Origin of the sequence: Acetobacter zythi, assembly GCF_963921165.1 — a bacterium.
Taxonomy (GTDB): domain Bacteria; phylum Pseudomonadota; class Alphaproteobacteria; order Acetobacterales; family Acetobacteraceae; genus Acetobacter.
Genome location: NZ_CAWUEO010000023.1, coordinates 79,508 through 97,106, shown reverse-complemented (window position 1 = coordinate 97,106; position 17,599 = coordinate 79,508). Strand labels below are relative to the sequence as shown.

At 59.0% G+C, this 17,599-nt stretch carries 17 protein-coding genes; 6 read left to right on the top strand and 11 right to left on the bottom strand.

Going from position 1 to position 17,599, the window contains the following annotated elements; all coding sequences use genetic code 11:
* Nucleotides 1–140: 140 nt before the first annotated feature.
* The 4 genes from AABE20_RS09055 to AABE20_RS09040 all read right to left on the bottom strand — a co-directional run bounded on the left by AABE20_RS09055 (nucleotide 141) and on the right by AABE20_RS09040 (nucleotide 7,071).
* Nucleotides 141–2,882: a M16 family metallopeptidase gene (locus AABE20_RS09055; protein WP_338332754.1), complete on the bottom strand. Its 2,742-nt coding sequence runs from the start codon at nucleotides 2,880–2,882 to the stop codon at nucleotides 141–143.
* Nucleotides 2,883–2,924: 42 nt separating this feature from the next.
* Entirely contained in the window at nucleotides 2,925–3,584 is a 660-nt protein-coding gene (locus tag AABE20_RS09050) for a 2OG-Fe(II) oxygenase (protein WP_338332753.1), read from the bottom strand.
* Between the two features lie 78 nt (nucleotides 3,585–3,662).
* Nucleotides 3,663–5,924, bottom strand: coding sequence for an excinuclease ABC subunit UvrB (gene uvrB, locus AABE20_RS09045; RefSeq protein WP_338332752.1), 2,262 nt, complete (start codon nucleotides 5,922–5,924; stop codon nucleotides 3,663–3,665).
* Nucleotides 5,925–6,087: 163 nt separating this feature from the next.
* Nucleotides 6,088–7,071, bottom strand: a complete 984-nt coding sequence (locus tag AABE20_RS09040; protein ID WP_338332751.1) for an aldo/keto reductase — start codon at nucleotides 7,069–7,071, stop codon at nucleotides 6,088–6,090.
* Between the two features lie 118 nt (nucleotides 7,072–7,189).
* Between AABE20_RS09040 and AABE20_RS09035 the strand changes: the two genes are divergently transcribed.
* Nucleotides 7,190–7,678, top strand: coding sequence for an NUDIX hydrolase (locus AABE20_RS09035; protein WP_408740828.1), 489 nt, complete (start codon nucleotides 7,190–7,192; stop codon nucleotides 7,676–7,678).
* A gap of 146 nt (nucleotides 7,679–7,824) precedes the next feature.
* Here the strand turns inward: AABE20_RS09035 and AABE20_RS09030 are convergent, their stop codons facing one another.
* The 7 genes from AABE20_RS09030 to AABE20_RS09000 all read right to left on the bottom strand — a co-directional run bounded on the left by AABE20_RS09030 (nucleotide 7,825) and on the right by AABE20_RS09000 (nucleotide 12,391).
* A complete protein-coding gene (locus AABE20_RS09030; protein WP_338332749.1) occupies nucleotides 7,825–8,331 on the bottom strand; it encodes a disulfide bond formation protein B in 507 nt (168 codons plus the stop codon).
* Nucleotides 8,328–9,671, bottom strand: a complete 1,344-nt coding sequence (locus tag AABE20_RS09025; protein WP_338332748.1) for an alpha,alpha-trehalose-phosphate synthase (UDP-forming) — start codon at nucleotides 9,669–9,671, stop codon at nucleotides 8,328–8,330. The genes AABE20_RS09030 and AABE20_RS09025 overlap by 4 nt, the downstream gene beginning before the upstream one ends.
* Before the next feature lie 3 nt (nucleotides 9,672–9,674).
* Nucleotides 9,675–10,418: a trehalose-phosphatase gene (gene otsB, locus AABE20_RS09020; protein WP_338332747.1), complete on the bottom strand. Its 744-nt coding sequence runs from the start codon at nucleotides 10,416–10,418 to the stop codon at nucleotides 9,675–9,677.
* Nucleotides 10,419–10,514: 96 nt separating this feature from the next.
* Nucleotides 10,515–11,153, bottom strand: coding sequence for a DUF2155 domain-containing protein (locus AABE20_RS09015; RefSeq protein ID WP_338332746.1), 639 nt, complete (start codon nucleotides 11,151–11,153; stop codon nucleotides 10,515–10,517).
* Complete coding sequence (locus tag AABE20_RS09010; RefSeq protein WP_408740826.1) at nucleotides 11,150–11,383, bottom strand: hypothetical protein; 234 nt, start codon at nucleotides 11,381–11,383, stop codon at nucleotides 11,150–11,152. The genes AABE20_RS09015 and AABE20_RS09010 overlap by 4 nt, the downstream gene beginning before the upstream one ends.
* A gap of 34 nt (nucleotides 11,384–11,417) precedes the next feature.
* A complete protein-coding gene (gene mlaD / locus AABE20_RS09005; protein WP_338332745.1) occupies nucleotides 11,418–11,954 on the bottom strand; it encodes an outer membrane lipid asymmetry maintenance protein MlaD in 537 nt (178 codons plus the stop codon).
* A gap of 56 nt (nucleotides 11,955–12,010) precedes the next feature.
* Complete coding sequence (locus tag AABE20_RS09000; protein ID WP_338332950.1) at nucleotides 12,011–12,391, bottom strand: NADH:ubiquinone oxidoreductase subunit NDUFA12; 381 nt, start codon at nucleotides 12,389–12,391, stop codon at nucleotides 12,011–12,013.
* Nucleotides 12,392–12,577: 186 nt separating this feature from the next.
* Between AABE20_RS09000 and AABE20_RS08995 the strand changes: the two genes are divergently transcribed.
* From AABE20_RS08995 to AABE20_RS08975, 5 genes are all read left to right on the top strand, one after another.
* The gene (locus AABE20_RS08995) at nucleotides 12,578–14,116 is read left to right on the top strand and encodes a TSCPD domain-containing protein (protein ID WP_338332744.1); all 1,539 of its coding nucleotides are present in this window, start codon (nucleotides 12,578–12,580) and stop codon (nucleotides 14,114–14,116) included.
* 38 nt (nucleotides 14,117–14,154) lie between these two features.
* Nucleotides 14,155–14,616, top strand: coding sequence for a RidA family protein (locus tag AABE20_RS08990; RefSeq protein ID WP_086646354.1), 462 nt, complete (start codon nucleotides 14,155–14,157; stop codon nucleotides 14,614–14,616).
* Nucleotides 14,617–14,634: 18 nt separating this feature from the next.
* On the top strand, nucleotides 14,635–15,795 hold the full coding sequence (locus AABE20_RS08985) for a GNAT family N-acetyltransferase (RefSeq protein ID WP_338332743.1): 1,161 nt from the start codon (nucleotides 14,635–14,637) through the stop codon (nucleotides 15,793–15,795).
* Nucleotides 15,796–15,919: 124 nt separating this feature from the next.
* Nucleotides 15,920–16,828, top strand: coding sequence for a bifunctional methylenetetrahydrofolate dehydrogenase/methenyltetrahydrofolate cyclohydrolase (locus AABE20_RS08980; RefSeq protein WP_338332742.1), 909 nt, complete (start codon nucleotides 15,920–15,922; stop codon nucleotides 16,826–16,828).
* Nucleotides 16,825–17,574 carry a methylenetetrahydrofolate reductase gene (locus AABE20_RS08975; RefSeq protein WP_338332741.1) on the top strand — a complete coding sequence of 250 codons (750 nt, stop codon included), beginning with the start codon at nucleotides 16,825–16,827 and terminating at the stop codon, nucleotides 17,572–17,574. The genes AABE20_RS08980 and AABE20_RS08975 overlap by 4 nt, the downstream gene beginning before the upstream one ends.
* Nucleotides 17,575–17,599: the final 25 nt, after the last annotated feature.

The following is a 17,599-nucleotide window of genomic DNA, read 5'->3' as shown; positions in this document are numbered from 1 at the left end:
CGCATATTTCCAAAAATATTTGAATCTACACTAATATTTTATGCCCGTTTGTTCATTACCTCCAGAATATTCCACAAAAGAAAAGCGGCGGAAAGAAAACTTTCCGCCGCCCATAAAAACTTATTTCCAGTCCAGGCCTTTTACAAAGCCGGAGCAGGACCTTTAACAATGGATGCCAGATCATCCGGCCGGATCCACTGGCGGAATGCGGCCTGCACATCCGCCCCTGTGGCATTGTAATAGGCCTGTGCGCCACGGTCTGCATTATCCAGCGGCAGACCAAGTTCCGTCAGATGCAGGTACTGAGCGGCAATCCTGTCCAGACTGGCGCGGGCCAGCGGAATACTGCGCAGAAGGGACGCCTTGGCCAGAGCCAGTTCATCATCCGATGGTGGGGCGGACTGCATGGCCTTGATATCACGCACCGCAGCAGCCTGTGCCTTGCCCACCTTATCGGGGTCTGCGCCGTAGTTAACCGTGTACATGCCACGGGTACGCCCCCACTCAAACGCGCTCCCTACTGTGTAAACATATCCGGTTTTCACACGCAGATCACGGTACAGACGGGAAGAGAACAATCCCCCACCCAGCACTTCATTCCCTAACTGGAGCATAAAGTGGTCGGGCTGGGCGGCGGTCAGACCCAGTGTTTCAGCCAGCACCACTTCGTCCTGCACACTGCTTTTATCTGGCACAAGCGCATGGGACGCCTTGCTGAGCGGCACGGCGGGCAGGTCAATATCCGATGCGTCTCCCTCGGCTTTCCAGCCACCAAATGCCTGTTCCAGAACCGCCTGCGCCCGTTCGGGGGTGACATCGCCGGTCACGACAATGGTTGTCCTATCTGGGCGCCAGACTTTTTTGTAATAAGCCTGCACGTCATCATGTTTCACACTCATGATGGACTGCGGCGTGGCCTCACGCAGCGTGGGGTCTTTGGGGGGGAGCACGGCTGTTTTTATAGCCCGGCTGAACAGATGCTCGGGCGAGAGCAGTTCCCCCGCCTGCGCCTGTGCAGCCTGCTGGCGCACAACCTGAAAATCTTTATCTCCAAAGGCCGGGTGCAGTTCATTATCTGCCAGCAGGGCGACACCTTTTACAAAATCTGGCGTGAGCACCTGCAGGGAGAACGCACTCCCCGCACTCTCCCATGCGGGAATGTCGTCCAGAGCCTTCTGGAAGGCCAGACGGTCATAATGTGTGGTTCCGTAGGAGAACAGTGCCTCGGTCACATCATTCACCCCATCCTGCCCGGCGGGCTGCTGGAGAGAGGGCGTCTGGCGGACCTGACCATTGACCTGAATGGTGTGGCTGACATGGGAAGGCCAGACAATCAGCTTGATCCCGTTGGACAGGGTGCTCACATAAGGCTGGGGTGTTGGCTCGGGCTTGTCCAGCTTGAGCAGAGCGTTTTCGGCCCATTCAGGCAGTTTAACAGGTTTATCGGGGGAAGATGCAAAGGATTCCGCTCCCCCAAACCCCTTGCCCGATACAGCATTGCCCGAACTTTCCGGCGTAAGCACGGCAGATACAGCATGGGCGGGGTTAAGCAGGACTGCGGCCAGTTTGTTAACCGCTTCGGGCGTGACGGCCTGATAAGCGGCCACCAGATCCCCCGGTGCATCCAGCCCCTGAAAAGCAAGAGCCGTGGACCATGTGGACGCCAGACCGCTGACTGAGTTGGCCGCAAACTGCATTTGTGCAATTTCGCGCCGTTTGGCCGCCTCCACCAGATCAGCCGGAACACCGTTCTTGCGAATATTCTCCAGCACAGCGCGCATATCCGCCATAGCCTTGGCGGAATCCCCCCCTTTGGGAAAAGCGGCCAGAGCAAGCCCAAACCCGGCTTCCTTTTTGGGTGCGTATTCAAACCCTGCGAACAGTGCCTTACCCTGCGGCACAAGGTCGTACAACGCACCACGCTGGCTGGCCAGCACATCAGACAGAACATCCGCTGTCGCGTAATCCGCCGCAGACGAACCGGGCATGGGAAAGGCGAGCGTTGCAAACCCTACGGGGTAGTCCGTTGCCAGCGTAAGCGTTTTGGCTGGAGGGGGAACGGGGGTCACTTTATGCCGCGCTGGCAATGTTTTACGTGGAACACCGCCAAAGGCGTCTTCCACCTGCTGCAAGGCGCTGACCGGGTTTACATCCCCCACAATGACCAGAATGGCGTTGTTCGGTGCGTACCATTTTTCGTAAAATGCACGCAGGTCCGCAGCTTTTGTTTTGTCAAACGATGGCCGCGTACCCAGTGCATCGTGCTCATAGGGGGTGCCCGCAAACAAAATAGCCTGCAACTGTTCAAGGTAACGGTAAGCAGGGCTGGACAGATCGCGCGAGACTTCCTGCTCAATTGCGCCGCGTTCCTTGCTCCAGTCCGCCTCGGACAGGGTCAGCCCGCTCATGCGCAGGGCTTCGATCTTGAGCAGAACCGGCAGGTCGCGCGCCTGTGCGGTGTAAAAATACTGGGTTACGTCTTCGGTCGTATCCGCATTGTAGCTTCCGCCAAGGCGCGTACCTACGGCTGCTAACTGGTCCTTATCCAGCCCCTGACTGCCACGGAACATCATATGTTCAAGCGCATGTGCCGTGCCGGGAAAACCCTTGGGCACTTCGGCCGAACCGACCAGATAGTTGATTTCCGTTGTGACCACCGGTGCAAGCTTGTTGGGTACAATCACGACCCGCAGGCCATTGGGCAGGGTTGCCCGCACCACCTGAGCACTGCTGAGCGAAGGCGGCACAAGAGCGGACGGCATGGAGGGAGCCGCCGCCTGTGCAAACGCCCCAACGGGCGAGAGGGCGCTACCGCACAGAGCCAGCCCCGCTACCAGAGCAACACCTCGCACACGAGAGATGGTCATTTTACGAAAAATCATGAAAAATCCTGTGTCCTGTGGAAAACAGCAAGGAAAGAATACCTAGTAGCCCATAGCGGGCAAAGGCAGTTTTTTAGCCAGAGCAGACAGCTTGTGCCGCCGCAGTTCGGAACGGGCCTTGGCGTCCTCGGTCATGTAGTTAAGCTGGATGGTATAGCGCGACCCCACAAACTGCTTATGCCCGTGCCATGTGGTCGGCCCATTGGGGAAAACAAGCAGCGTGCCATCCACCGGCTGCACTTCCTTTGCGTAGTCCTCAATATCATGCGGGCCACGTAGCAGGCGCAGGCAGCCCTCCTGTTTTTCCCACCCCGGCCCCGCGGGATTGAGGTAGAGCAGAATGGTCACGCGTTTGGCCATAGAATCGGTATGAATGCGGCCATCCTTCTCGCGCGTGCGGCCACGGATGGTCAGCATGGAGGGAGCGTTTTCCAGATCAAGGTTCAGCTTCCGGGCAATAATCCCCCGCAGTTCCGGCCCTTCCATCTCCCGCACCAATGCCTGCATCAGGGGGGAGAGTTTAAGAGACTGCGGAGGAAAAGACCCACCCGAAGCAATAGCGGGCAGGCTTGCAAACACGCGGGGCAGATCATCCTTACGAATAAAATGCGGCACCATAATATGCATAAATGGCTCCGCGCATACGGAAGCCTGCGTTAAGGCCGCGTAATCGGGCCGGATGGTGGATTCTGAGGTGGTCATACCCTGTTGTCCGCAAAAGTGAACCTGTTAACCGCCGAAACGGTAGAAGGGTTACGCGGCATAAACAAGGCCCCGCCGTTACGAGCGCCGTTTACTGCGGCCCTTACCGGGTTTTGGCTCATACCCACCACCACCCGGCCCCAGTGGGCGCGGCACCTGCTGGCCTTTTCCGGCCCCCCTGCGCCCCGCGCCCTGCCCGGTTTTGGGCGGGGGGAGTGGTGCATCCAAACCAAGTTGCAGGGCTTCGAGCCTTTTAATTTCATCCCGCAGGCGGCCTGCTGTTTCAAACTCCAGTTCGGCTGCGGCATCCCGCATCCGCTTTTCCAGCCCGGCAATGGTGGCGCCCAGATCCTGCCCCACAAACTCGGCCACCCCGGTATCCTCATCCGGGGCAATGGTCACGTAATCCTGCTCGAACACGGAACCGACAATATCGCCAATATGTTTGCGCACACTCTGGGGGGTAATGCCGTGCGCCTCGTTCCATGCCATCTGCTTTTCCCTGCGGCGTGCGGTCTCTTCCACCGCGTAGGTCAGGGAGTCGGTCATTTTATCTGCGTACAGCAGCACACGGCCATCCACGTTACGCGCAGCACGGCCTATGGTCTGGATGAGCGATGTGCGTGAACGCAAAAAGCCCTCCTTATCCGCATCCAAAATAGCCACCAGCGCACATTCGGGAATATCCAGCCCCTCACGCAGCAGGTTAATGCCGATCAGCACGTCAAAGGCCCCTATGCGCAGGTCACGAATAATTTCGATCCGCTCCAGCGTATCCACATCCGAATGCAGGTAGCGCACCCGAATGCCAGCCTCATTCATGTAATCGGTCAGGTCTTCGGCCATGCGCTTGGTCAGGGTGGTTACCAGCACACGGCTCCCCCTGGCTATGGTCTCGCGGCACTCGGCCAACAGGTCATCCACCTGATGTTCCACGGGGCGGATAATGGTAACAGGGTCGATCAGACCCGTGGGGCGAATAACCTGTTCGGCAAACACACCGCCCGTGCGCTCCATTTCCCACGGGCCGGGGGTTGCGCTGACAAAAATGGTCTGTGGCCGAAATTTGTCCCATTCCGCAAAATTGAGCGGCCGGTTATCCAGACAGGAGGGAAGCCGAAACCCAAAGTCTGACAAAATGGATTTACGCGCAAAGTCTCCGCGTTCCATGCCCCCAATCTGGGGCACGGTTACGTGGCTTTCATCCACAATCAGCAAGGCGTCTTCGGGCAGGTATTCAAACAGGGTTGGTGGCGGATCACCCGGTTTGCGCCCGGACAGGTAGCGTGAGTAATTCTCAATTCCTTTGCACACACCTGTTGTTTCCAGCATTTCCAGATCAAACGTAGTGCGCTGGTCCAGCCTTTCGGCCTCCAACAGCTTGCCGTCTTTTGTAAACTGGTCCAGCCGTGTGCGCAGTTCGTGCTTTATGCCTTTTATGGCCTGATTGAGCGTTGGCCGGGGCGTTACGTAGTGACTGTTGGCGTAAATGGTAATTTCCTGCAAATCAGCCGTTTTGTCCCCCGTGAGCGGGTCAAACTCGATAATACCGTCCACCTCATCGCCAAAAAGGGAGACACGCCACGCCCGGTCCTCATTCTGCACGGGAAAAATATCAACACTTTCCCCCCGCACACGGAACGCACCCCGTGCAAAGGCGGCATCGTTCCGGCGGTATTGCAGTTCCACCAGACTTTTGATCAGCTTGTCACGGTCGATCTCGCCCCCCAACTCCAGCTTGACCACCATGCGTGAGTAGGTCTCGACCGAGCCAATACCGTAAATGCACGAGACCGAGGCAACAATAATGACATCATTGCGCTCCAGCAGCGCCTGTGTGGCGGCGTGGCGCATACGGTCGATCTGTTCGTTAATCTGGCTATCTTTTTCAATATACGTGTCCGAGCGCGGCACATAGGCTTCGGGCTGGTAATAGTCGTAATAGCTAACAAAATACTCCACGGCGTTATTGGGGAAAAACTGTTTCATCTCCCCATAAAGCTGCGCGGCCAGTGTTTTGTTGGGGGCCAGAATAAGGGTTGGCTTCTGGGTGGCTTCTATCACCTTGGCCATGCTGAAGGTCTTGCCCGAACCGGTCACGCCGAGCAGCACCTGATCGCGCTCCTCTCCTTCCACGCCCGCCACAAGTTCCCTGATCGCCTGCGGTTGGTCACCTGCGGGATCATATTCGGAGACAACCTCCATCCTGCGCAGGCGCGGACGGGCCGCCTGTTGTTCCGGCACAAAGGTTACTGGCGGCAGGCTGGCAGCCCGTTCGCTCAGAGAAGGCCGTTTTTTGCCGCGCGACGGCGGCACGGTCGAAGAAGATGAAGCACCCATGCCCACAAGATGGTCAACTCTGCTCCCCTATGCAAGGGAGCAGCCGTTGCGAACACACACAATGGCGGGACAAGCCCTGCCATAGGGCCACAGCAGGGCATACCACCGCCTACCATTATGGCAGCCCCTCCTTCCAAAGCGGCAGGAGGAAACCCGACCCCGCTTATGACCGCGCAGGAGGCGCCATAAACTCTGGCCCCACGGGGTCGGTAATGGTCTTGTCCAAAATGGCGTCAATAGCGGCCATGTCGTCCTTGCTCAGTGTCCAGCCAAAAGCGTCCTGCACACCCGTAATCTGCTCGGGCTTTCTGGCACCCCACAGGGCAATGGTTGGCCCACGGTCCAGCACCCAGCGGATGGCCAATGCAAGCAGGCTTTTGCCGTGCTGTTCCGCAATGGTTTTAAGCCCTTCAACCGCGTTCAGATACTGGCTGAAACGCGGCTGCTGGAACTTGGGGTCCACCTTACGCAGGTCATCGCCGGTAAACACATGATCCGCCGTCATTTTGCCTGACAGAAGACCGCGGCACAGCGGGCCATAGGCCAGAACCACCAGTTTGTTCGTAATCGCATATGGCAGACTATCTTTTTCAATCTCGCGCTCAAACACATTGTACGGTGGCTGAATGGCCGCAACCGGTGCAAATTTGCGAAACTCGTCCATTTGCTCAGGCGAAAAATTACTCAGCCCGAGGGCGCGGACCTTGCCATTCTGCACGCTTTTTTCCAATGCGCGCGCGGTTTCCTCAAACGGGGTTTTGGGGTCTGGCCAGTGCACCTGATAAAGATCAATATGGTCTGTGCGCAAACGCTTGAGCGATGCATCCAGCTCCTCCTCGATCCGTGCTTTTCTGCTATCGCGGAACACCTGACCATTCTGCCAGTTCAGCCCCACCTTGGTAGCCAGCACAACCCGGTCACGCCGCCCTTCGAGCGCCTTACCCAGAATTTCCTCCGAATGACCAAACCCGTAGACTGGAGCTGTATCAATCAGATTTATGCCAACATCGAGCGCTTTATCTACTGTTTTTGCCGCGTTATCATCATCAGGCCCGCCCCACATGGACCCACCCATGGCCCATGTGCCCAAAGCAATACGCGAGGCCGGTTTGGGAATACCCTCAATTTTTATAAATTCCGCCGTCACGTCATACTCTCCCTGACTATCGTTTTTCTTCAACAGGCCGCTTACGGCGCTATTGCCACACTTTACCCACTAAACACCGCATCTGGATAGAGATGCAGTATTTTACAGCAAAGATGGGTTGACCTGTATGCACGGCACCCTACACTACACGACCATGAACGCTCACACCCCTTCTGTGTTTCCTCGTGCTGGTGTGCTGGCTATTGTGCGCCGTGATTGTCATTTTCTGCTGGTCCGCCGCGCCAATGCACCCGATGCGGGGCTGTGGGGTTTTCCCGGCGGCAAGGTAGAAGGGGGGGAAACTTTTTTTCGTGCTGCCGAACGCGAACTTATGGAAGAAACATCCTTACAGGCACAGGCAACATCCCTTGTGGATGTGTTTGACAGCATCCACTACGCACCTGATGGCACACTGGCTTTTCATTACCTTATTCTGGCTGTGCTCTGCACCGAACCCCAACCAGCCCTGACCACTCCCGTTGCCGGGGATGATGCGCGGGAAGTCCGGTGGTTTAGTTATGAAGAAATCAGCCAGCTTGGCACAAAAGCCAGCGCACGCCTGTATACAATAACACAAAGCATTATGCAGGCACAAAAGCAGAGCTAAAACCCGATTGCAGTACAGAGTGTTTTTTCTCCATCCGGCAATCCCTTGAAAAACAAAAAGACCTGATAAAGAAATTTCTTAAATACAGGCCATCGGTTTTACACGCCAGTTTTGGCGCCACCTGCACACCCCAATCTGACAATCCATCAGAACCGGCGGATTTTTTTGCTCCGTACCAGCCCCACGCACAATGCCACAAACACAGCACAGGCAAACATGCCCCCCATAACCGCCATGGAAACAGGCAGGCCGGGTATTAAATAGGTTGGTGCATCACACGGTTTGGATGGCATAAGCGGCATGGAGGCCCAGCGTTCCGCCAGTGTGCGCCCCACAACGTGTGCGGCATGGCAGGCGGGGAGCGGGCTGGGCCACCACTTCCACTCCACACCGGCATGGCAGATTGCAAGACCTTCCGCCACAAGCAGAACAGGCGCGCATAGCCACAATACGCCGCGCCCCAGCCGGGCTGGCAGCACAGGCACCATAACCCCCAGCACAATCAGCACACGCCACGGCCAGCGTTCCCACAGGCATAGCTCGCACGGCATAATGCCAAGTTCGTGCTGCGTCCACCACGCAACGCCAAGGGCTGCAAAACCAGCCAGAATCATAAACAATGCAACCGTACTCAGCCGCATGGGTTTTTTCATGCTGTTCTGACCTCAGACAACGCCGCGATAAATGACCGCGCCCAGCTTGCTGCGGTAACCCGCCATACTTCCGTGCGCAATCGCTCCCAGCGTACCCGCCGCTCGGAGCCGGACATGCTTAACGCCTTGTGCAGGGCTGTTGCAATTTCGTCCGAGTCATGGGGGTTGACCAGCAGCGCATCCTCCATGTCCGCCGCCGCACCTGCAAAACGGGACAGAACAAGCATACCCGGATTATCAGGCTGCTGGGCGGCCACATATTCCTTGGCGACAAGGTTCATCCCATCCCGCAGGGGGGTTACGAGCGCTGCACTGGCAAGCTGGAAAAAAGCCGCCAACAGTTCACGCGGGAGCGGGTGGGTCAGGTAGCGCACGGGGGTCCAGTCGAACTCACCATAGGTGCCGTTAATATGCCCTACAATCTGGTCCAACTCGGCACGCAGGCTCTGGTATTCGGGCACACTCCCGCGGGAGACGGGCGTAATCTGGAGATACGCAACCTTACCCCGATATTCCGGGTAGCGTTTGAGGAACGTATCATACCCACGCAGCCGTTCTGGCAGACCTTTGGAGTAATCCATGCGATCCACACCAATAATCAGCGGCATGCCGCGCAGGTCCTGCTGTAAGCGCTGCACCTGTGGCAGAGTCTGGCCCGCACGCGCACAGGACGCAAAACTGTCCGGGTCAATTCCTATGGGAAAAACGCGCGCTCTGGCGGGAATACCCAAGACCGAGAACGCCTCGTTCATATTCCGGGCATCATCTTCGGTCTGCACGCCAATCACATCATACGCACGCAGGGCGCGCAGCAGGGCCGGGGCTTCTGGCAGGGAGCGCATCAGGCTCCATGGTGGAAAGGGAATATGCAGAAAAAAGCCAATCCGTGCTTTGACTTTCAAATCCCGCAGGGCTTTTCCCAATGGGAACAGGTGGTAATCATGCACCCACACCATGTCGTCCTGCTCAAGCAGGGGGGCCAGTCTGGTGGCGAACAGGGTGTTCACGCTGGCATAAATCTGCTGGTCATGCCGGCTATAGTTCATCAGCCCTGCACGGTAATGGCATAGCGGCCACAAAATACCGTTGGAATAGCCCTGATAGAACCCGTTATATTCCTTCTGGGTCAGCCCTATGGTGGCGTAGGTTACATTGCCAACCGTATCCACACCAAGGGGCCTGTCCGCCCCATCTCCACCTATCTGCTGACCAGACCAGCCAAACCACAAACAGGGGCGGTCCTGAATGGCGGCCCTGAGTGCTACAGCCAGACCGCCTGCTGGTTGTTTGCGGTCACGTACTGCTGGCACCCTGTTGGAAACAATGACCAGCCTTTGCATGCCTCACCCCCTACCTGCAACAAGGGATGCCAGCCAGGCCCTGAACACCGCCGGTGTTGGAAAATCCGCAGGAATGCGGAAAAAAGCGCCCCCCATGCGGTGGACAGCCGCCATGCCGTCCTCATCCGTAACATCATCCCCCACAAACACAGGCTTACGCCCGGCAAAGGGTGCGGTTTCCATCAGCACGGACACGGCATAGCCTTTATCCACCCCGGTCGGGCGGATTTCCCACGCCATTTTGGCAGGCTGGAGCGTAAACGCACCATCGGATTCCCTAATCCAGCGTTCCGCCGTCTGGCGCAGGACTTCCGCTTTTTCGGGGGCAGCGCGGTAGTGCAGCACAAAACCACCCTGCTTATGCTCAAGCCGCGTGCCCGGTAGGGTTGCCAGCAGGTCGGACGCCTGTACCAGCCAGCGTTGCGGCATGGTGGGCAGCACGGCACGCTCAACAGGCCCGCCGGGGCGGTGGCGAATGGCCACACCATGTTCGCCTGCAACAGCAAACGGAACATCGCCTAAAAACTGGTCAATCTGCTCGATCGGCCGACCCGAGATAATTGCCAGCGCATCTCCGCAGGCATTGCGCAAGTGGGTCAGGGTTTCCAGCAGATCGGGGGGGACCACCACGGATTCGGGTGTTGGGGCTATGTCCACCAGTGTACCATCAAAATCCAGCAAAAATGCTGTCTGGCTCAGAGGGGGAATTTTAAAACGGCCGTCCTGCGCAAAGGAGGAACCAAACACAATGCACCTCTTTTATTGTCTGCCTGTAGCGCCGGGCAAAACCCATATGCACCTATGGCGCTACAGTAATGATCAGGAATTCTTCAAATCCGGGTCTTAATACGTCCCATCACTTTCCGGCTGGAACGGATTGGCGTTATCCGGCGCGGCAGGGCGGGCGGGGGCAACGGGGGCCGCAATTCCCGGCTGGTCGGGCTGGGCAGGCGTACCTGCTGGCAGGGCCGTGCCATCCTCAACCGGAGCCGCTTCTGGCAAGGGCGGGGGGGCTACGGGTTTGGGCAGGGCAGGCAGGAACGGGGCCATATCATCCCCTCCGCACTTGACCATCCGCACATCGTAAACCGAACTTTCCAGCACCCCAAGCCCCGGCTCGGCGGCCAGCATCCAGCCTCTAAAGGTTGCCCCTCCGGGGTGCGTATCCTGAATTTCCAGCCATGCGGCGGCATCGGGGGCACGGGTTGGGGGGCGCTGGAGGCAACGACGGGCCAGAATGTCCAGATTTTTATAATGTGTGGGTTCGCCCCCTACCGGCACGGACAACACCTCCACATGGGCATCCAACCGGTCCAGAACACGCACAACGGCCGTGCCTTTACCCTGCCATGTACCTGCGGGGTAAACAGCGGGAGGGGCCAGCGGTGTACCCGCAGCCCATACCGCCCCGCCATAACTGGCAAAAGCCAGCAGACCCGTTACCAGCAGACGGGAGCACCGCCCCCAGACCAGCACTGTCATGCCCCGACCACCTTGGGGGACGAAAGCGATGCCACAAGCTCTGCCAGACGTTCACGCATAACCTGTTCACTTACCCCCATCAGCACTGCATCCTCAAACGCGTCAGTCAGAACCTGCTGTATTTCCTGCCAGTTTTCTTCCAGCATCCGCAGTTTTTCCTGACACGTAACAGGCTGCCCGTCTTCTTGCGGCCATATGCGCAACGCCGTCATTCTGTCCGCCTCAATCATACTTAAATCTTACTAAACTGCTTTTATGTCTGTTTCAGGGCAGGTCTGCGCCGCTACCCCCACTCTGGCCTTCTGCGGCACCCTTGTTGGCGCGGGTCAGTGTATCGGTCACAGAGAAAATAAATTTGCTCAGGAGCTGTTCCAGACTGATCGAACCCTGAGTCTGGCTAATGGTGGCCCCTGCTGACAGGGTTTTGTCATCCCCACCGGGGGAGAGGGCTATGTATTTGCCGCCCAGCAGGCTGTCGCTGGTAATAATAGCCGCTGTATCCGCCGAGAGGTGGATATCCGGGCGCACGGTAAAGACCACATGCGCCTTGAAGGTTTGCGGGTTTACACTCTCGCTCTGCACGGTGCCGATTGTGACCCCGGCCAGCCGCACATCCGAGCCAACACTCAACCCATCCACGTGCGAGAAGTCAGCCCCAAGCTGATACCCCACCGTATCTGTTTTGCGGCCTTCGCCGACCACTGCTGCGGCCAGCATACCCGCCAGAGCCACCAGCACGGCTGTGCCAGTCAGAAGCTCCGCCAGACTGCGCCGTGATTTTTCCGCCATTGCCGATGCCATAAACTACGTACACTCCCTGATGAGAGAGACCACTCTAACAGGGAATGGGCCGCAAATCACGCCTCTGGATTACCCTCGGGCGTCCATGCTTCATAATCGCCGGTTGCGGGCGGGTGCTGGCCGGTTGCGTACAGGCTACCCTGCGGGTGGTAGGCCTGTGCGGTTCCGGTCATGTTGGGCTGGTGCGGCAGTTGCCACGGCTTACGCTCCGCTGCCGCAATGGGAGCATCCAGCGTATGGTGCAGCCACCCCCACCATTCGGGCGGCACGGCGGAGGCATCCTCCCCTTTAAGGTAGATCACCCAGCGTTCGGGGCGCTCCGTGCCGCCACCCTTTCGGGCCGGGCCGGTTGATTCGTAATAACAGCGGCCATCGGCATCCTTGCCAAACAGCCGACCCTTCCGGCGCGTATGCAGCCATGTTCCGAAATTTGCCATGGGAAGATGATAGGACTCCGCATGGCCTGCGGTCCATGTTTTATCGCAAACCACCCGATCAACCGCGCGCGAGCAGAGGGATGGCAAAAGTTATCCCCCATATCCTCATTTTGCAGGGTGATAACCGGGCCTCGAACGTGTTTTGTCGGGTTACGCCGCCAGTGCGCGCAGCGGTAACATGGCGCCATGACAACAGCCAGACGCCATTGGAACGGTGTGCTGATGAGCACACTGGAAGCCGCAGCAGACCCGGACGCACCGCTCCGCTCCGTAACCCTGCCCGCAGAGTGGGATGTGGACACAGCGTCCGCACTCGCCCAGCTTATGCCGGGCGATGGCCCGATCGACCTGCCCACGCTTGCGTCGCGGTGGATCACGGCCCTTGCCCCGGACGAAGCGTCGGCCCGATCACTGGTCTGGCTGCTGCTTACGCGCCAGGCGGCCCCGGTGGAAGCCGTGTGGCACTGCGCGTTCGACCGCCCGGCGGGGTTTGTGGTCAATCTGGCCGCCTTTGTCTCCCCCGGGGAAGGGTTTGCCGCGCGCACCTTTGTTGCAGCCCTCAAGCTCATCTGCGCGGTGTTGCGCCAGACAGCGCTGAACAAAGCGGACCAGCGCAATGGCGACCTGCTGCTGCCCGACCTGTTTGTACCCGCCCCCTCCGCCGGAACAGACGCCCCCCCCATGCAGGCCGTAACAGCAGGAGACATCCTGCTGACCAACATGGATGCCTGTCTGGCTGGGGTCGGTCTGGATTATGATAGCGAGGATGGCCGCGCCGCCGCCTGCGCCATTACCGCACTGGCCACGCTGACCGCCCACGCCGGACGGGGGCCGGAGTCCCTGCCCCTGCCCCCCGTACGCACCGTACTGCCCGGGCTGGGCGAGACCCTACGCGCGGTCTGGAACGAAGCAGCGGTGGAAACCGATGCGCCCGTAGCCCCGATTGAAACAGGTTTTTCCACCCCCAACCCCATAGATGGGCTACTGGGCGTGGAAGCCTGCGGGCTGGCCCCCGTGTTTTCCATGCTCCGCCCAGATGGCAGGCTGGCCAGCAGCACACGCCAACGGCTGGACGTGCGCGGCTTTACGGTGGAAACCGCTCTGGCAGCAGCCCTTGCGGGCGAGACTGTTCTGCCCCAGCCCGGCCCCAAGGCGCATCTGGCCATGTACCGTGCGCTGACCGGCTTTGCAGACCGCATGCCCGCCCGCCCCGAAACACTGCCCACCCCCGTAAAACTCAAACTGGAACGGGGCATGCGGCGGATTCTGCCCGCACGGCATGGAGGTTTTACGCAAAAAACCACCATTGGGGGCCACCGCCTGTTCATGCGTACGGGAGAATACGAGGATGGTACACTGGGTGAGCTGTCCCTTACCCCCACGCGGGAAAGTCCAATGGTGCGCGGGCTGATGGAAAGCTTTGGCGATGCCATAAGCATTGGCCTGCAATATGGGGCACCGCTGGAAGCCTACGTGGAAAACTTTGCCTATTCCTGCTTTGGCCCCGCAGGCACGGTGGAGGGCGACCCGGTTGCGTCCTATGCCACTTCCATGCTGGACTATGCGTTCAGGGCTTTGTCCGACACCTATCTGGACAGACGCCTGCCCGACGGCCCCCATCAGGACAGCGCGTCCGAACCGGACCCGCTCCTCCCGCTGGACCTGCCCGAAGGGGACGACACACAGCCCACACGCCCACGGCGCAACCTGCGTCTGGTCTGCTAGGCCCCGGTTTTTTTTTACAAGGAACGGAACAAACCGCCATGAGCACTCCCCAATCCCGTCTGGCCGAACTGGGTATTGACCTGCCCACACCCGCAGCCCCTGTGGCCAATTATGTGGCCTGTGTACAAACAGGTTCGCTCCTTGTGGTGTCTGGCCAGTTGCCCCTGCACAATGGCAAGCTGTTCGCCACCGGCAAGCTGGGAGATGCGGTGAGTGTGGAAACAGCGGTGGAAGCCGCGCGTTACAGCATGATCAACGTGATTGCACAGGTCAAAGCCGCCGTGGGTGACCTCTCCCGCGTTAAGCGCGTTGTGCGTCTGGGCGGCTTTATTGCCTGCACACCAGACTTTACGGCCCATGCTTCCGTCATGAACGGGGCGTCCGATCTGGCCGTTGCCGTGTTTGGAGATGCAGGACGCCACGCCCGCTCCACCGTTGGTGTGCCCTCCCTACCGCTGGATGCCCCGGTGGAAGTGGAAGGTCTGTTCGAGATCGCCTGACCAAGCGGAAAAAACCTTATGGCTGACTGGTCCGTTACCCTGCACAACAGCATGCACGACATTCCCGCAAGGGAATGGGCGCAGTGTGCGGGGCCGGACAACCCTTTTATCAGCCACGAGTTTTTAACCGCACTGGAAGACAGCGGCTCCACAGGGCCTAAAAGCGGGTGGGTGCCACGGCATGTCTGCCTGCACGGCCCAGATGGTCAGTTGGCCGCTGTCTGCCCCGCCTACCTTAAAGGCCATTCATGGGGCGAATACGTGTTTGATCAGGGCTGGGCACGCGCGTTTGAGGCAGCAGGGGGCCAGTACTACCCCAAGCTCCAGATTGCGGTCCCTTTTACCCCCGCCCCCGGCCACCGGCTACTCCTCCACCCGAATGCCCCGCCCCAGACCGCCGCCGTTATGGCGGACGCCCTGCGCCAGATCTGCGCGGATACGGGCCTGTCCTCCGCCCATGTGACTTTCTGCACCCAAGCGGAAAGCACCGTGCTGCACCAGCGCGGCTGGCTGCCCCGCCTTGGCCTGCAGTACCACTGGCACAACAACGGCTACGCAACATTTGACGATTTTTTAGCCACACTCTCCGCCCGCAAACGCAAAAGCATCAAACGCGAACGGCGCGATGCCAATAACGCGGGCCTGACGTTTGAAACCCGGCAGGGAGCCAGCATAACGCAGGCGGACTGGCAGGCTTTTTACCAGTTTTATCGCAACACCATCGACCGCAAATGGGGGAGCGCTTACCTGAGCGAGGACTTTTTTCCGCTCATGGCGCAACGTCTGGGGGAGCGGGTCGTGCTGATGCTGGCGCGCAACGGCACAACCCCTGTGGCCGCAGCCCTGAACCTGATGGGCACAAACACCCTCTATGGCCGCAACTGGGGGTGCACGGGCAACTGGCCCTTCCTGCATTTTGAACTCTGCTATTACCGGGCCATTGATTTTGCCATTGCCCACGGTCTGCAACGTGTGGAGGCCGGGGCACAGGGCGAACACAAAATCCAGCGTGGCTATGTGCCCACCCTCACCCATTCCGCACACTGGCTGCAAAACCCCGCTCTGCGCGATGCGGTGGACCGTTTTTTGCAAGCCGAACGCCCGGCCATACAGGCCGAGGCCCAGGCCCTGAACACCCTAACCCCCTATCGGCAGGACCTCCCGCCCCAAAGCCCGTAACACCGCCCCTTGAACCAGCCCCCCAAAAAACGGACAAAAGGGCTGCAAACATTGTCGGCACGCGTTTTTTTGCGTATGCCCGCGTGATCTTTTTCCACCTGTTGATGCGACCGGACTGGCACTGATGAGCACATCCACCTCCCTCCCCCCCGAACATCAGGCCAGCCTGATTGATGGCAAGGCTTTTGCCGCAACCGTGCGCCAGCAGATCCGTGAGGATGTTCTGGCCTTCCATGACCAGCATGGCGTAACCCCCGGACTGGCCGTTATTCTGGTCGGCAACGACCCGGCGAGCGAGGTGTACGTTAAAAACAAGGCCATTCAGACCCACCATGCGGGCATGCGTTCCTTTATGCACATGCTGCCCGAAACCACGTCGGAAGCAGAACTGCTCACCCTGATCGGGCGACTGAACAACGACCCGGAAATTCATGGCATTCTGGTGCAGCTCCCCCTGCCCAAAGGGCTGGATGCCCGCCGCATTACCAACGCCATTGTGCCTGAAAAGGATGTGGATGGTCTGGGTGAGGTCAACGCAGGCCGTCTGGCCGTGGACCTGCCCGGCATTGTGCCCTGCACACCCCTTGGCTGCCTGATGCTCCTGCGCGACCAGCTGGGCGACATGAAAGGCCAGCACGCCGTGGTTATTGGCGCGTCCAACCTTGTGGGCAAACCCATGGCGCTTTTGCTGCTGGCAGAAGGCTGCACGGTCACCATTGCCCATATTCACACGCGTGATACAGCAGCCCTTGCGCGCGAGGCGGATATTCTGGTCGTGGCTACCGGCTGCCGCGAACTGGTCAAGGGCAGTTGGATCAAACCAGGTGCTACGGTTATTGACGTGGGCATTACCCGCACCCAGACTGCAAGTGGTAAAAGCCGCCTTGTCGGTGACGTGGCGTTTGATGAGGCCGTAAAGGTCGCCGGGCGCATTACCCCCGTGCCGGGTGGTGTTGGCCCCATGACCATTGCCTGCCTGCTCAAAAACACGCTTACGGCGGCACAGATGCAGATCGAGGGAAAAACCGAATGAGCCTGAACCGCCTGTGCGTTGAACTGATCCCCCGCTCCACCGAAGCCCTGACGCAGGACCTGCAAACCGTTCAAGCGGTTTTTCCCGTAGCAGATACGCTCAACGTGCCTGACCTCATGCGCTTTCCCCTACGGAGTTGGGAGGCCGCCGCCCTGCTACGCCCAAACTTTGCGCACGTTATTCCGCACATCCGCGCCATAGACATAGCCCCCCACGCCCCCCTGCCCGGTGCCGGGCAGGACGGTCTGGAGGAAATTCTGGTCATACACGGAGACCCTCCGGCCGATCTGTCCATGCGCACATACCCCAACAGCACGGAAAGCATTATCCGCCGCTACCGCAAGGAAGCGCCGCACCTTAAGGTCTATGCCGCGTTCGACCCCTACCGCCGCGCACCGTGGAAGGAACTGGAGGACATAGCCCGCAAAAAAGAAGCCGGAGCCTGCGGTTTTTTTACCCAGCCCGTGTTTGACTACAAACTGTTCGACCTGTGCCGCGAATGGTTGCAAGGCGAGGACGTGTTCTGGGGCCTTTCCCCCGTTATTGGTCCACGTTCGCGTTCTTATTGGGAAACCACAAACCATATTGTGTTCCCCAAGGATTTTTCGACAACGCTTGAATCCAACATTGCTTTTGCCCAGACCGTCCTGCGCGAACTGAACCGTGATAAGGGTTCGGCCTATCTTATGCCCGTGCGCGTTAAACTGGAGCACTACCTGCCCGCCCTGCTTGAAGCGGTGTCCTGAACAGGCACACCCCGGCAGGCGGACC